12 protein-coding genes are annotated in these 14,905 nt (G+C 64.6%); 4 read left to right on the top strand and 8 right to left on the bottom strand.

The genetic code is table 11. The annotated features are described in order from the left end of the window. Positions 1–2 precede the first annotated feature (2 nt). From cysT to cysG, 7 genes are all read right to left on the bottom strand, one after another. Positions 3–839 (bottom strand): sulfate ABC transporter permease subunit CysT, encoded by an 837-nt coding sequence (cysT, locus tag JQ591_RS03130; protein WP_211394575.1) that lies wholly within the window; start codon positions 837–839, stop codon positions 3–5. A gap of 36 nt (positions 840–875) precedes the next feature. After that, entirely contained in the window at positions 876–1,877 is a 1,002-nt protein-coding gene (locus tag JQ591_RS03125) for a sulfate ABC transporter substrate-binding protein (RefSeq protein WP_249136368.1), read from the bottom strand. 124 nt (positions 1,878–2,001) lie between these two features. Then, positions 2,002–2,733 (bottom strand): phosphoadenylyl-sulfate reductase, encoded by a 732-nt coding sequence (locus JQ591_RS03120; RefSeq protein ID WP_211394573.1) that lies wholly within the window; start codon positions 2,731–2,733, stop codon positions 2,002–2,004. Next, a complete protein-coding gene (locus tag JQ591_RS03115; protein WP_018454648.1) occupies positions 2,730–3,245 on the bottom strand; it encodes a DUF934 domain-containing protein in 516 nt (171 codons plus the stop codon). The genes JQ591_RS03120 and JQ591_RS03115 overlap by 4 nt, the downstream gene beginning before the upstream one ends. Then, positions 3,232–4,887: a nitrite/sulfite reductase gene (locus JQ591_RS03110; protein ID WP_211394572.1), complete on the bottom strand. Its 1,656-nt coding sequence runs from the start codon at positions 4,885–4,887 to the stop codon at positions 3,232–3,234. The genes JQ591_RS03115 and JQ591_RS03110 overlap by 14 nt, the downstream gene beginning before the upstream one ends. An 11-nt stretch (positions 4,888–4,898) precedes the next feature. Continuing rightward, entirely contained in the window at positions 4,899–5,216 is a 318-nt protein-coding gene (locus JQ591_RS03105; RefSeq protein WP_211394571.1) for a DUF2849 domain-containing protein, read from the bottom strand. Continuing rightward, positions 5,213–6,637 carry a siroheme synthase CysG gene (gene cysG, locus JQ591_RS03100; RefSeq protein WP_211394570.1) on the bottom strand — a complete coding sequence of 475 codons (1,425 nt, stop codon included), beginning with the start codon at positions 6,635–6,637 and terminating at the stop codon, positions 5,213–5,215. The genes JQ591_RS03105 and cysG overlap by 4 nt, the downstream gene beginning before the upstream one ends. Before the next feature lie 245 nt (positions 6,638–6,882). Between cysG and cysD the strand changes: the two genes are divergently transcribed. The 3 genes from cysD (at position 6,883) to JQ591_RS03085 (ending at position 12,169) form a co-directional block, all read left to right on the top strand. Continuing rightward, on the top strand, positions 6,883–7,677 hold the full coding sequence (gene cysD, locus JQ591_RS03095) for a sulfate adenylyltransferase subunit CysD (protein ID WP_211394807.1): 795 nt from the start codon (positions 6,883–6,885) through the stop codon (positions 7,675–7,677). Positions 7,678–7,696: 19 nt separating this feature from the next. Next, positions 7,697–9,634, top strand: a complete 1,938-nt coding sequence (gene cysC / locus JQ591_RS03090; protein ID WP_211394569.1) for an adenylyl-sulfate kinase — start codon at positions 7,697–7,699, stop codon at positions 9,632–9,634. A gap of 369 nt (positions 9,635–10,003) precedes the next feature. Then, on the top strand, positions 10,004–12,169 hold the full coding sequence (locus JQ591_RS03085) for a malate synthase G (protein ID WP_211394568.1): 2,166 nt from the start codon (positions 10,004–10,006) through the stop codon (positions 12,167–12,169). Positions 12,170–12,334: 165 nt separating this feature from the next. Here the strand turns inward: JQ591_RS03085 and JQ591_RS03080 are convergent, their stop codons facing one another. Further along, entirely contained in the window at positions 12,335–12,490 is a 156-nt protein-coding gene (locus tag JQ591_RS03080; RefSeq protein ID WP_007599832.1) for a Thivi_2564 family membrane protein, read from the bottom strand. A gap of 275 nt (positions 12,491–12,765) precedes the next feature. On the opposite strand from JQ591_RS03080, the gene JQ591_RS03075 reads away from it, so the two are divergent. Further along, on the top strand, positions 12,766–14,859 hold the full coding sequence (locus JQ591_RS03075; RefSeq protein ID WP_211394567.1) for a methyl-accepting chemotaxis protein: 2,094 nt from the start codon (positions 12,766–12,768) through the stop codon (positions 14,857–14,859). Positions 14,860–14,905 lie beyond the last annotated feature (46 nt).

Raw genomic sequence — 14,905 nt, 5'->3', positions numbered from 1 at the left:
CCTCAGCGCGCCGGGATCCGGCTCTGCGCCCAGCGCTGGAGCCGGTTGACGGCGAAGATGATGACGAAGGACACGACCAGCATGACCACCGCGATGGCGGTGGCATCGGCGTAGCGGAATTCCGACAGCCGGATCACGATCAGCAGCGGCGCGATCTCGGAGACGTTCGGCAGATTGCCGGCGATGAAGATCACCGAACCGTATTCGCCGACGGCGCGCGCGAAGGCGAGCGCGAGCCCCGTGAGCAGCGCCGGCCCGAGCGAGGGCAGGATCACGCGAATGATGGTCTGCCAGCGGCTGGCGCCAAGGCTGCCCGCGGCCTCCTCGATCTCGGGGTCGAGATCCTGGAGCACCGGCTGCACCGTGCGCACCACGAACGGGATGCCGATGAAGATCATCGCGACGAAGATGCCGACCGGCGTGAACGCCACCTTGATGCCGGCCGCCGCGAGCGGCGCTCCGAGCCAGCCCTTCTCGGCGAACAATGCGGTCAGCGCGACGCCGGCGACCGCCGTCGGCAGCGCAAAGGGCACGTCGACGATGGCATCGAACAGCCGCCGACCGGGGAAGCGATAGCGCACCAGCGCCCAGACGATGATGCTGCCCATCACGAGATTGACGCAGGCGGCCGCGAAGGCGAGCCCGAACGACACGCGCAAGGCATTCAGGGTGCGGCGACTGGCGAGGATGTTCCAGAACTGCTCGGGGCTCAGCTCGAGCGATTTCAGGAACAGGCCGGCGAGCGGAATCAGGATGATGATCGACAGCCAGGAAAGCGTCAGCCCCATCGTGAGACCGAAGCCCGGCAATGTCCGGCGTCGTGCTGCGACTGCGCTCACCAGGCCCCCTGCTAAAGCCCCTCCAACAGCGCCCGATCAGTTCTTGTAGATCTGATCGAAGACGCCGCCGTCGGCAAAATGTTCCTTCTGCGCCTTGGTCCAGCCGCCGAAAAATTCGTCGATCGTGAACAGCTCGACCTTTGCGAAGGAGTTTTCATGTTTTTTGGCGATCTCGGCATCGCGCGGACGATAGAAATTGCGCGCCGCGATTTCCTGACCTTCCTTGGTGTACCAATATTGCAGGTAGGCGTCGGCGACGCTGCGGGTGCCTTTTTTATCGGCAACCTTGTCGACGATCGTCACCGGCGGTTCCGCCAGGATCGAGAGCGGCGGGGCCACGATCTCGAATTTCGCCGGACCGAATTCCTTAAGCGCCAGGTACGCCTCGTTCTCCCAGGCGAGCAGCACGTCGCCGACGCCGCGCTCGACGAAGGTCACGGTAGCCCCGCGCGCGCCGGTATCCAGCACCGGCACCTGCTGATACAATTTGCCGATGAAGTCCTTGGCTTTGTCGACCGAACCGTATTTCTTCTGCGCAAAGCCCCAGGCCGCCAGATAATTCCAGCGCGCGCCGCCGGACGTCTTCGGGTTCGGTGTGATCACGGCGACGCCCGGTTTGACCAGATCGTCCCAGTCCTTGATGCCCTTCGGATTGCCCTTGCGGACCAGAAACACGATGGTCGAGGTGTAGGGCGACGAATTTTGCGGCAACCGCTTCTGCCAGTCGGCCGTCGTGAGGCCTTTGCCCGCGATGGCGTCGATGTCGTAGGCGAGCGCAAGCGTCACCACGTCGGCCTGCAATCCGTCGATCACGGCGCGCGCCTGCGAACCGCTGCCGCCATGCGACTGCTTGATCTCGACGCTCTTGCCGGTTTCCTTCTGATAGGCATTCGCGAACGCCTTGTTGAACTCGACATAGAGCTCACGCGTCGGATCATAGGATACGTTCAGCAGATTGATGTCAGCGGCGAGAGCCGAGCTTGCCAACAAGCCTGTCACGAGCATTCCTGCAGCGAGCGGAACGATACGGCGCATCATGTCCCTCTCCATTCACTTCGATGACGTCGGTGTCAGCGAAGACGTGCAGGCATAACTCGGGTCGAAACGCGCTTAAGTCAACGGAACCGGATTTTCTTGTTCGCAGCAGGGCAGCGAGACCATGCTACGAAGTCTTCATCGTGTGGATGCCGCATTCCGTCTTGGCCCGTCCGCGCCAGCGACCGGCACGCTCATCCTCGCCTTCGGCCGTTCTGCTCGTGCACGGCATACACCCAACCGACAGGAATCCTGACGCAACCAGCGGATGGCGCGGCAATTTAGCGCGGGCGAAAATCGCCTCGAGTTCCTCGCGCGAGACATTGGCGAAGGGATTGAACTTCAGCCGCGCGCCGTCGTCCTCGACCACCGGGATGTCGGCGCGCGAGCTGCCCTGGAAGCGCTTGCGACCGTTGAGCCACGCGTCGAACGGTTTCAGCGCCCGCGCCAACGGCTCGACCTTGCGGATACGGCAGCAGGCGTCAGGATCGGAGAACCAGAGGTCGCGGTCGGGATCTTCGCGCGACAGCGTCTCCTCGGCGGGCCTGATCGAGCGGACGTCCTTCAGGCCCAGCGTCGCGATCAGCGTGTCGCGATAGGCAAGCGTCTCCTCGAACAGCCAGCCGGTGTCGAGGAAGATCACGGGGATCGCCGGATCGACGTCGGCCATGACCTTCAGCAGCGTCGCCGATTCCGTGCCGAAGGACGACACCAGCGCAAGCTTGTCGCGCCCGACCGTCTTCAGCGCGGCGGCGATGATTTCGGCGGGCGAGGCATCGCGCAAGGCACGATCGAGCTCCTCCGCCGAGGGCAGCGCAGAGACGGAGATTGACGAAACTGGAGGCGCGATTGCGTTCACGTGCCGACACCTTCGGAGTGACGCAGCTGCATGCGCCGGTGCAGCGCCGTGATACGGCCGTCGCCGGTGGGCTGGTAGAATACCGAGTAGCGCTTCGCGGTCTGCATGAAGGCTTCCGCGTCGGCCTGCTTCTTGACGTCGAAGGAATCGAAGCCGGCGCGCAGCATGAACACGAACTGGTCGCGCAGGATCTGGCCCGTCGCGCGCAATTCGCCGCGGTAATTGTAACGCTCGCGCAGCAGCCGCGCCTGACTGTAGGCGCGTCCGTCGCGGAAGGTCGGGAACACCAGCGCGACGACGGCGATCTTGCCTAGATAGGGCACCAGCTCGGCGATGTCGCGATTGTTCGGCCAGATCACGCCGACCTTGCCGGTCCGCTTGAGCAACGCATCCGCCTCGCCGACGAAGCGCTCGGCCGGCACCAGGATGTCGCCGCCCTCGGGCAGCGGCGTGTCGACGGCGAGCTTGACGAAGCTGTCGTCGGCGATCTTTCCGCCGTTAACGAGTGGCATAGACGCGCTCCTTGAAGGGTTCGACGCCGAGGCGTTTTACGGTGTCCATGAACAGCTCTTCGGGCCGCTCGCGCAGCGCCAGATAGGCTTCCACGATGTCCTCGACGACGTCGGCGACCTCGTCGAACTTGACGCCGGGGCCGATCAGATTGCCGAGTGCGGCACTCTCGTCGGCACGGCCGCCGATGGTGATCTGGTAGACCTCCTCGCCGTTCTTCTCGACGCCGAGAATGCCGATATGACCGACATGGTGATGGCCGCAGGCGTTGATGCAGCCGGAGATGTTGATGTGCAACCGGCCGATCAGATTGGCGAGCTCGTGATTGGCGAAGCGCCGCGTCAATTCCTGCGCGATCGGGATCGAGCGCGCATTGGCCAGCGAGCAATAGTCGAGACCCGGGCAGGCGATGATGTCGGTGATCAGATTGACGTTCGGCGTCGCCAGCCCGAGCTTGTCGAGCGCCTTCCACAGCGCCGGCAGGTCGCGCTTGGCGACATGCGGCAAAGCGAGGTTCTGCTCGTGGCCGACGCGGATCTCACCGAAGGAATATCTGTCGGCGAGATCGGCGAGCGCATCCATCTGCTCGGCCGTGGCATCGCCCGGAGGCGCGCCGATCGGCTTCAGCGAGATCGTGACGATGGAATAGCCCTGGACCTTGTGCGGGGCCACCGAGTTCTTGCGCCATGCTTCGAAATCGGAATCGGCTGCGGCCTGGCGCAGCTCGTCCGGCATGTGCGGCAACTTCTCGTAGGAAGGATAGGCGAAGCGCGAGCGGATGTCCTCGACCACCTCGTCGTCGATCTGGAGCGAGGAGTTGCGGATGTGCTGCCACTCCTCCTCGACCTCGCGCGAGAATTTCTCGATGCCGAGCTCGTGCACCAGGATCTTGATGCGCGCCTTGTAGATGTTGTCGCGGCGGCCGTACTGGTTGTACACCCGCAGAATCGCCTCGATATAGCTGAGGATGTCGCGGCCGTGGACGAAATGCTTGATGGTCTTGCCGATGAACGGCGTGCGTCCGAGCCCGCCACCGACCAGCACCTCGAAGCCGGTCTCGCCCTTCTCGTTCTTGATCAGGCGCAGGCCGATATCGTGGATCTTGATCGCAGCGCGATCATGGTCCGACGCGGTGATCGCGATCTTGAACTTGCGCGGCAGGAACGAGAATTCCGGATGCAGCGTGGTGTGCTGGCGGATCAGCTCCGACCAGATGCGGGGATCCTCGATCTCGCCGGGCGCGACGCCGGCCCACTGGTCCGAGGTGACGTTGCGCATGTTGTTGCCGGAGGTCTGCATCGCATGGATGCCGACCTCGGCGAGATCGGCCAGCGCATCCGGCAATTCGGCAAGCTTGATCCAGTTGAACTGGATGTTCTGCCGGGTCGTGAAATGGCCGTAGCCGCGGTCGTATTTGCGCGCGACGTGGGCGAGCGCGCGCAACTGGTTCGACGCCAGCGTCCCGTAGGGGATCGCGACGCGGAACATGTAGGCGTGCAGTTGCAGATAGACGCCGTTCTGAAGCCGCAGGATCTTGAACTCGTCCTCGGTGAGCTCGCCGGAGAGGCGGCGCTTCACCTGGTCGCGGAACTCCGAGACGCGCTCGTTGACGAGCGTGCGGTCGATTTCGTCGTAAGCGTACATGAGAGAATGCCTTAAACCTGGACCGGCTGTCCGATGGTCACACCGGTGCGGCGGATCTGTTCGCGCAGATTGCCGGGTTCGATCTTGCCGTCCGCGCCGACCTGTACCGGTGCGATATAGGGACCGATCGCACCGACGTCATCGGCAACGGACTCCGCAAGCAACGTTTTCGCCTCGTCGGAGTTGCGCACGATCGCGGCTTCCGACAGGTCCGCGGACCAGCTCTTGGCGGCGGTGCGGTAAACCACGATGCCGTCCCAGGTGCGGTTGGCGGTCACGACCGAGGGGCCGGCGATTTTGATCTTCTTCTGTTCAAGCGGGGAGGTCATTCGGCTGCATCCAATAGGTCAGAGATGATTTGCTTTGGGGTTTGGCGGCGAAGCGAGCCGGCATGCCGGACCACATCGCCGATGATCAGAATGGCAGGGCCGCCGTTGGTCCGCCTGACGAGTTCCGGAAGATCGCGCAGCGTGCCGATCGCGCCTTGCGCATCGGGACGCGTGACGCGGGCGAACACGCCGACCGGCGTCTCCGGCGAACGGCCGGCGGCAAACAGGCCGGCGCGTATGGCCGGCGCAGCCGTCATGCCCATGTAGACCACGACGGTCATCTTGACGTCGGTCAGCGTCGACCAGTCCACCGTCTCGGCGTCGCGCGCCTTGTGCGCAGTGAGGAAGGTGATGCGGGTCGCTTCATGACGGTAGGTGAGCGGCACCTCGAAATCGGCGGCGCAGCCGAGGCCTGCAGTGATGCCGGGAATGATCGAATAGGCAACGCCGGCGGCACGCAGGGCTTCGACTTCTTCGCCGCCGCGGCCGAACACGAAGGGATCGCCGCCCTTCAGCCGCACGACGCGCTGGCCGGATTGGGCGGCCGCGATCATGCGCTTGTTGATGGCGTCCTGCCCGATGCCGGGCTTGCCGACGCGGCGGCCGACCGCAACGCGCGTGGTGTCACGGCGGATGCGGTCGAGAATTTCGGGCGAAACCAGCTCATCGTGGAAGACGATATCTGCGTCCTGGAGCGCGCGCAGCGCCTTGATGGTCAACAGATCGGGATCGCCGGGGCCGGCGCCGACCAGGGTGACGGAGCCTTCCGGCTTGTCGTCGCGCGCAAACGCGGACGGATCGGAAATCGTCTTCAGCGCCGCTTCGGCTTCGCCCTTGCGGCCAGCGAGCACGGATGCACCGATCGGGCCGTCGATGACGCGCTCCCAGAAGCGGCGGCGCAGCGGAAACTCGGCAATACGTTCGTTGATGGATTTGCGGAAGCCGCCGATGAACTCGGCCAGTTCGCCGATGCGCGCCGGCAGCAGCGCCTCGATCTTCTCGCGCACGCGCCGCGCCACCACCGGCGACGTGCCGCCAGTGCCGACGGCGACCACGACATCGCCGCGATCGACGATCGCCGGGAAGATGAAGCTCGAATGCTCGAGATCGTCCATGACGTTGACGGGCAGGCCGAGCGCCTTGGCGCGGGCCGACATCGCCACGCCGACATCGCCAGCACCGGCGCAAACGATGGCGATGACGCCAGAGAGATCGGCGGTCAGCGGATCGGCGACCGCGATGTCGACACGCGCCGCGTCCTCGGAGTGCAGACCCAGGTCCTGATTGCCGTCGATCGCATGCACGCGAATGCGCGCACCGGCCGCAGTAAGCACGCGCAACTTGGCGCGCAAAAGCTCACCCGCACCGATGAGGACCACCGGACCGGCCTTGAGATCGAGGAACACCGGCAAGAACCGCATACGATACTCGCTTCCCCCACATCCGGGGTTGACTGGAATTATTTTCTATATATGTGTCGTTTCGAACGCGCAAAGAGAAAATTTTTTCTTCTCTCTCGCGCAGCAACTATAGAATTTTCGCCTCCAAACGCAAAGTGGCAGAGATGCATCTTCTCAAGGACGATTCCGCAGCAAACGGACTGAGCAGCCCCGCACTTGCCGAGCGCGCGCCCGGGCAAGAATTTTCCGCCGACCTTGCCCCGAGCATGGATCATCTCGATCAGCTCGAAGCCCAGAGCATCTATATCTTCCGCGAAGCCTTCGGCCGCCTCAAGAAGATCGCCCTGCTGTGGTCGCTCGGCAAGGACTCCAACGTCATGATCTGGCTGGCGCGCAAGGCCTTCTTCGGCCGCCTGCCGTTCCCGGCCCTCCATGTCGACACCGGCAAGAAGTTTCCGGAGATGTATCGCTTCCGCGATCACTACGGCAAGGAGTGGGAGCTCGATCTGCGCGTCGAGCCCTGCCCGCCGATCGATGCCGTCGACCCAACGCTGCCGCCCGCCGCCCGTTCCGCCGCGCGCAAGACCGAGGGCCTCAAGATGGCACTCGGCAAATACGGTTTTGACGGCCTGATTGCCGGCATCCGCCGCGACGAGGAGGCGACGCGCGCGAAGGAGCGCGTGTTCTCGCCGCGCGGCCTCGAAGGCAATTGGGACGTGCGCGACCAGCCGCCGGAATTCTGGGATCATTTCAATGCGTCGCCGCCGCAAGGCGCGCATTTGCGCATCCATCCGATCCTGCATTGGACCGAGGCCGATATCTGGGCCTACACCAAGCGCGAGAACATCCCGATCATCCCGCTGTATCTGTCGCAAAACGGCAAGCGCTATCGCTCGCTGGGGGATCAGGACATCACCAATCCGGTCGCTTCGACGGCGTCGAATATCGACGAGATCCTGGTCGAGCTCGAGCAGACCAAGGTGCCGGAACGTGCAGGCCGTGCGCTCGACCACGAGACCGAGGACGCTTTCGAGCGCCTGCGCGTCGCCGGCTATCTCTGATCAAGGACGCGAGCGTCGTATGAACATGATCGTCACCCCCGTTTCGCCTGCCGCTCCGAACGGCACCAATTCGATGCCCAATGGCACGACGCGACCGCAGGTCCGCATCGTCATCGTCGGCCATGTCGACCACGGCAAGTCGACGCTGGTCGGCCGCCTGCTCCACGAGACCGGCAGCCTGCCCGACGGCAAGCTCGAAATGCTCAAGGCCGTCAGCGCGCGGCGCGGCATGCCGTTCGAATGGTCGTTCCTGCTCGATGCGCTCCAGACCGAGCGCGACCAGGGCATCACCATCGACACCACGCAGATCCGCTTCCGCACCAATTCGCGCGACATCGTGCTGATCGACGCGCCCGGCCACGCCGAATTCCTGCGCAACATGATCACCGGCGCCTCGCAGGCCGACGGCGCGGTGCTGATCATCGACGCGCTCGAAGGCGTGCGCGACCAGACCCGGCGGCACGGCTATCTCCTGCATCTGCTCGGCGTGAAGCAGGTCGCGATCGTCGTCAACAAGATGGACCGCGTCGACTTCTCGGCTGAGCGCTTCAAGGAGATCAGCGACGAGATCTCGGCGCATCTGCAGGGCCTCGGCGTGAAGCCCACGGCCGTGATCCCGATTTCCGCCCGCGACGGCGACGGCGTCGCCGAGCGCACCGACCGCATCGGCTGGTACAAGGGCCCCACCGTGGTCGAAGCGCTTGATGGACTCGAGCCGGCGCGGCCGCTGGAAGCGCTGGCGCTGCGCCTGCCGGTGCAGGCGATCTACAAATTCGACGATCGCCGCATCGTTGCGGGCCGGATCGAATCCGGCAGCCTGGTCGCCGGCGACGAAATCGTGATCATGCCGGCCGGCAAGATCGCCAGGATCAAGACGGTCGAGAGCTGGCCGGTGACGCCGGTCGCGGGCCGACAGGGTGCGGGCCGCTCGGTCGGCATCACGCTCGACCGCGAGCTGTTCGTCGAGCGCGGCGATATCATCGCGCATGCCAACAGCGCGCCGCGCGAAACGCGGCGGCTGCGCGCGCGGATCTTCTGGCTGCACGACAAGCCGCTGGCCAAGGGCGACCAGCTCCTGGTTCGCTGCGGGCCGAAGGAAAGCCGCGCCACCGTCGTCGCCATCGAAAAAGCCGTCGATCCCGGTGAGCTGTCGAGCGTCGAGAACAAGGCGATCGGCCGCAACCATGTCGGTGAGATCGATATTTCTCTTTCGAATCCGATTGCCACCGATCCCTACACGGAAAATCCGCGCACCGGCCGTCTCGTGATCGAGGTGTCCGGGCGCATCGCCGGCGGCGGTCTCGTGCTGTCGGTCGATGCCGGCCAGCGCGCCGTGCCTGTCGACATCGTGCCGGTGGAATCCGCGCTGCGGCCCGACGAACGCTCTGCGCGCTATCAGCACAACGGCGCCGTGGTCTGGCTCACCGGTCTGCCGGCCTCCGGCAAGTCGACGCTGGCCAAGGCGCTGGAGCGGCGGCTGTTCAGCAATGGCGGCTCGCCGATCCTGCTCGACGGCGATACGCTGCGCGCCGGGCTCAACAGCGATCTCGGCTTCTCGACCGCTGATCGCAGCGAGAACATCCGCCGTCTCGCCGAAGTGGCGACCCATCTCGCCCGCAACGGCCACATCGCCATTGTCGCCGCCGTCTCGCCCGCCCGCGAGGACCGCGCCACCGCGCGCCGCATCGCCGACACTTCGTTCCGCGAGATTCACGTCGCGACACCGGCCGAGATCTGCGAGGAGCGCGACCCCAAGGGCCACTACAAGAAGGCCCGCGCCGGCGCGCTCGCGTCGTTCACCGGCATCGGCAACGACTACGAGCGGCCTGAGGCCGCCGAGCTCGTGATCGACACCTCGACGCGGACGGTTGCCGAGGCGGCGGACGAGATCGAACAGATGCTCAAGACGACCGGCGTGCTGTTCGACGAAGTCGTGGATCTCGCCGCGAATATCTGAGGCCGGGCTGCTGCTCCGACCCGTGCTGTCGTCCTGGCGAAAGCCAGGACCCATACCGCGTGATCTATCTGTAGGGACGGCAGCAGTACCGGGACGACGAGTCTTCGCCAAACTCCTCCCTGGGGTAATGGGTCCTGGCTTTCGCCAGGACGACGCCGGGGAGGGATCGCGCCCATTGCTTCAGCAGCGGACATCAAGGGCACGCCGCGTCCGCCCCCTCGCCTTGACATTTTGACAACTTTTGGGGGCCTTCTCACGGCCCCGATTTTGGGGCTAATAAGACCCCGAAAGCCGCTCCCTTGGAGCGCATTTTGCTGCTGTCGGGTCAAAAGCAGCCAAAAACAGCCATTTCCAACGAGAAAGCCCATCATGAAACGCGTCGACGCCCACGGATTGAAGATCGCTCCCGTCCTGTTCGATTTCATCGCCAAGGAAGCGGCCCCGAAAACCGGGATCGCGCCGGATGCGTTCTGGGCCGGGGTTGCCGCCATCATCAAGGAGCTGGGGCCGAAGAACCGCGCGCTGCTGGCGGTGCGCGACACGCTGCAGGCCAAGATCGACGACTGGCACCGCGCCAACAAGGGCAAGGCGTTCGACCTCAATGCGTATACCGCCTTCCTGAAGGAGATCGGCTATCTCGTCCCGGAGCCGGCGACGCAGAAGGTCGAGACCGCCAATGTGGACGAGGAGATCGGCAAGATCTGCGGCCCGCAGCTCGTCGTGCCCCTGACCAATGCACGCTACGCGCTGAACGCGGCGAATGCGCGCTGGGGCTCGCTCTATGACGCCTTCTACGGCACCGACGCGATCCCGCACGATCCGTCCGAGAGCGGCAAGGGCTACAACAAGGCGCGCGGCGACAAGGTGATCGCAAAAGCAAAGGCCTTCCTCGATGCCGCCGTGCCGCTGGCGACCGGCAGCCACACCGACGTCACCGCCTATAGCGTGGTCGCGGGCCAGCTCGCGGTGAAGCTGAAGAGCGGCAACGCCACCGCGCTGAAGAACGCCGCGCAATTCGCCGGCTTCCAGGGCGATGCGGCCGCACCGAGCGCGGTGCTGCTCGCCAACAACGGCCTGCATGTCGAAGTCAAGATCGACCGCACCAGCGCGATCGGCAAGGACGATCCGGCCGGCGTCGCGGACATGGTCATGGAGTCCGCGGTCTCCACGATTCTCGACATGGAAGACTCGGTCGCCGCGGTCGATGCCGAGGACAAGGTGCTGGTCTATCGCAACACGCTCGGCCTGATGAACGGCACGCTGTCGGCCGATTTCGAGAAGGGCGGCAAGACGCTGACGCGCTCGCTCAATGCCGACCGCAGCTACAAGACGCCTGACGGCAAGGGCGAGATCAAGCTGCACGGCCGCAGCCTGCTCTTGATGCGCAATTGCGGTCACCACATGTTCACCGACGCGGTGCTGGACGAAAAGGGCGAGGAGATTCCGGAGGGCCTGCTCGACGCCGCCGTCTCCGGGCTTCTTGCCGTGCATGACTTGAAAGGCAACTCCAAGGTCAAGAACAGCCGCACCGGCTCGGCCTATATCGTCAAGCCGAAGATGCATGGTCCCGACGAGGTGTCGCTGACCTGCGAGATCTTCGACCGCGTCGAGAAGATGCTGTCGCTGCCCGAGAACACGCTCAAGGTCGGCATCATGGACGAGGAGCGGCGGACCACCGTCAACCTCAAGGCCTGCATCCAGCGCGCCTCCAAGCGGATCATGTTCATCAACACCGGCTTCCTCGACCGCACCGGCGACGAGATCCACACCTCGATGGAGGCGGGTCCGATGATCCGCAAGAACGAGATGAAGGCGCAGGCCTGGATCAAGTCCTATGAGGACTGGAACGTCGATATGGGCCTGACCTGTGGCCTGCCCGGCCATGCCCAGATCGGCAAGGGCATGTGGGCCGCGCCGGACAAGATGGCGGACATGCTTGCCCAGAAGCTCGCCCATCCGCAGGCCGGTGCCACCACCGCCTGGGTGCCCTCGCCGACGGCCGCGACGCTGCATGCGCTGCACTACCACCAGGTCAACGTCACCGCGCGCCAGCAGGAGCTGACCAAGGGCGGCCCACGCGCAAAACTTTCCGACATCCTCACCATCCCGGTGTCGAAGTCGAACTGGGCGCCCGATGACGTCAAGCAGGAGATCGACAACAACTGCCAGGGCATTCTGGGCTATGTCGTGCGCTGGATCGACCAGGGCGTCGGCTGCTCCAAGGTGCCCGACATCCATGACGTTGGCCTGATGGAAGACCGCGCCACCTTGCGCATCTCCAGCCAGCATCTCGCCAACTGGCTGCACCAGGGCGTCATCACCGAAGCGCAGGTGATGGAGTCGTTGAAGCGCATGGCCGTCGTCGTCGACAAGCAGAACGCGGGCGATGCCATCTACAAGCCGATGGCGCCCGCCTTCGACGGTACAGCCTTCAAGGCCGCCTGCGACCTGGTCTTCAAGGGCCGCGAGCAGCCGAACGGCTACACCGAATACATCCTCACCGCTCGCCGCCGCGAGGCCAAAGCCTTGGGCTAAAAAGCCTTGGGCTAGAAAGCCTTGGGCTAGAAAGCCTTGGGCTAGAAAGCCTTGGGCTAGAAAGCCTTGGGCTAACAAGGCGGCTGGCTGATAGCGACCCGACTGGAAACACCAAAAGCCCCGGCTCGCGCCGGGGCTTTTTTGTTTGCGATAGCCCCGCGCCCGCTAGAACACTGCGAGATATTTCAGCAGCGACACGATACCGATGATGATGACGACAACGCGCGCGATCTGCTTGGCGCGGCCGTCCATCGGCAGCATGTTGATGAGGTAAAGCACGAGAATGACGACGAGAAAGGTGACGAGAACGCCGACCAGCATCGATAGAACCCCCTTCATGCCAAATTGTTGACAGTCTCCTAACGTGCAACTCCCGCGCTGGTTCCATCGCTGCAACCCTCTGCAACTTCTAGTAAATACGTACTTCTACGATCGGCCGGCCTGCCTAAAACTTTACCCTTTTCCTTTCAGATGCAGACACCGTTTAGGCCGTGAGCCGCAATCGGCATGCGATTGCCGATTTTTGCGTGCCCCTCTTTTCCGATGTTGCCCGGGGCGACTTCACGAACTTTGCAATGGGAATTTGGGGGACTTCGATGCTGAATCGTCTGACCGTATCCGCGCTGCTGAAGGCGGTGATCGCGATCATGTCGGTCTGCGTGGTGATCGCGCTCTCGCTCACTGCCCACGAGTCGTGGGATCGGCTGAGGACCGCCAACCGCATCTCGGAGGTCGCGGCTGCCTCCGCCGACCTGTTCAAGGCGATGCATAATCTGCGCACCGACCGCTCGACCACCAATCGCCTGCTGAACGCGACCGAACCGTTGGACGGCGAGATCGAGAAATATCTGCGCGCGCTGCGCGACTCCCAGATGCCGGCCATGGCCCGTGCACTCGAACTGCTGCCGACCATGGACTTCCCGCAGTCGGGCACCATGGTGCCGGAGCTCGCACGTCTGTTCAAATTGCTGACCGAGGAGCAGAAGCAGTTCTGGGAAGATGTGGCCAAGCCGAAGGACCAGCGTCGCGCCGGTCTGCCCAAGGAATACATGGAGACGACACAGGGCCTGCTCGACGTTCTCGACAAGCTGTCGAACACCTTGGCCGCCACCGTCAACCACGAGGACGCCGCGATCGACCAGCTGCTGTCGATCAAGCAGAACGCCTGGCTGCTGCGCAACACCGCAGGCGAAGCCTCGCTCATCGTCTCGACCGGCCTTAACGCCGGCAAAATCTCGCCGGAGAACCGCTACGCCTATACGCAATATGTCGGCGGCACGGCCGCGATGTGGAAGGCGCTGGATTTGTCGACGTCGGGCATGCAATTGCCGGCGGGCCTCGCCTCCGCCCTGGCAGCCGCCAAGACTGCCTATTTCGAGCCGCAATATCTAGCCCTGCGCGACCGTCTTGCGGATGTGCTGGTCAAGGGCGAGAAGCCCGAGATGACTGCGAACCAATGGAGCCCGCTCACGGTCGGCCGCATGGCAAGCGCCGTCGCGGTGGCGGAAGCGGCCCTCGAGGCCGCCAGGGTCCATACGCAGGAGCAACGCAGCGCCGCCCAGGGCGCGCTCGTCATGCAGCTTACGCTGCTGGCGCTCGCCATCGGCCTTGCCGCCGGCGCGATCATGCTGGTCAGCCGCCGCGTCATCACCCCGCTCAACACCATTCGCGATGCCATGCTGAAGGTCGCCGGCGGCGACCTTGCCGTCGACAGCGGCTATCTCGATCGCCAGGATGAGATCGGCGCGCTTGCCGGCGCGCTGGAGACCTTCAAGCAGCAGGCCAACGAGAAGCTCAAGATCGAGGCACACGAGCGCGAGCGCAACGTGGGCGCCTCCGCGCGCCAGCGCGCGGTCGAGGCTTATGTCGGCGAGTTCGAGGGCGCGGTGCGCAAGACGCTCGGCGAATTGAGCGAAGCCTCCGGCGAAATGCGCAAGACCTCGGGCGATCTCTCCGCGGTGTCGCGCCAGACCAACGACCGCGTGCAGGTCGCCGGCAAGGCCTCCAATGACGCCTCCATGAGCGTCGACAGCGTCGCCGCCGCAGCCGAAGAGCTCAGCGCCTCGATCAACGACATCAGCCAGCAGGCCGCGCATGCCGCAGGCATCGCCAGCCGCGCCGTGACCCAGGCGCGCGAGACCGACGGCACGGTGCAGGGACTTCAGAAGTCGGCCGGCCGCATCGGCGAGGTCGTCGGCCTGATCAACACCATTGCGCAGCAGACCAATTTGCTCGCGCTCAACGCAACGATCGAGGCGGCCCGCGCCGGCGAAGCCGGGCGCGGCTTTGCCGTGGTCGCCTCCGAGGTGAAGTCGCTGGCGAGCCAGACGGCCAAGGCGACCGAGGAGATATCCGAGCAGATCGCCGACATCCAGAAGGTCGCGGGCGACGCCATCAGCGCGATCCAGACCATCGGCGGCATCATCGGCGAAGTGAACGAGGTCGCGACCGCAATCGCCGCCGCCGTGCAGGAACAGGGTGCGGCCACGCAAGAGATCACTCGCAGCACGCAATATGCGGCGCAGGGCACCAAGAACGTCTCGGACAGCATCACCGGCGTCAAATCCGATGCGGACGCTGCCGCCGCCGCCGCCGACAACGTGAAGCACGCCTCCGAGGTGCTGGAGAGCCAGAGCCGCCAGCTCGGCCATGAGGTCAGCGACTTCCTCGGCAAGATCCGCGCGGCGTAGCGTAGGTACATATAGGACACGACGAGCCACACATGCCGGTGTCGTC

The organism is Bradyrhizobium canariense, from assembly GCF_018130465.1.
Classification (GTDB): domain Bacteria; phylum Pseudomonadota; class Alphaproteobacteria; order Rhizobiales; family Xanthobacteraceae; genus Bradyrhizobium; species Bradyrhizobium canariense_C.
This window is presented reverse-complemented; position numbering and strand designations above follow the sequence as displayed.

Excerpts from the sequence above, each read along its gene's own strand:
- JQ591_RS03125 (WP_249136368.1), bottom strand. The coding sequence starts at position 1,877 with ATGATGCGCCGTATCGTTCCGCTCGCTGCAGGAATGCTCGTGACAGGC.
- JQ591_RS03115 (WP_018454648.1), bottom strand. The coding sequence starts at position 3,245 with ATGCCACTCGTTAACGGCGGAAAGATCGCCGACGACAGCTTCGTCAAG.
- JQ591_RS03110 (WP_211394572.1), bottom strand. The coding sequence starts at position 4,887 with ATGTACGCTTACGACGAAATCGACCGCACGCTCGTCAACGAGCGCGTC.
- JQ591_RS03105 (WP_211394571.1), bottom strand. The coding sequence starts at position 5,216 with ATGACCTCCCCGCTTGAACAGAAGAAGATCAAAATCGCCGGCCCCTCG.
- cysG (WP_211394570.1), bottom strand. The coding sequence starts at position 6,637 with ATGCGGTTCTTGCCGGTGTTCCTCGATCTCAAGGCCGGTCCGGTGGTC.
- cysD (WP_211394807.1), top strand. The coding sequence starts at position 6,883 with ATGGATCATCTCGATCAGCTCGAAGCCCAGAGCATCTATATCTTCCGC.
- cysC (WP_211394569.1), top strand. The coding sequence starts at position 7,697 with ATGAACATGATCGTCACCCCCGTTTCGCCTGCCGCTCCGAACGGCACC.
- JQ591_RS03085 (WP_211394568.1), top strand. The coding sequence starts at position 10,004 with ATGAAACGCGTCGACGCCCACGGATTGAAGATCGCTCCCGTCCTGTTC.
- JQ591_RS03080 (WP_007599832.1), bottom strand. The coding sequence starts at position 12,490 with ATGCTGGTCGGCGTTCTCGTCACCTTTCTCGTCGTCATTCTCGTGCTT.
- JQ591_RS03075 (WP_211394567.1), top strand. The coding sequence starts at position 12,766 with ATGCTGAATCGTCTGACCGTATCCGCGCTGCTGAAGGCGGTGATCGCG.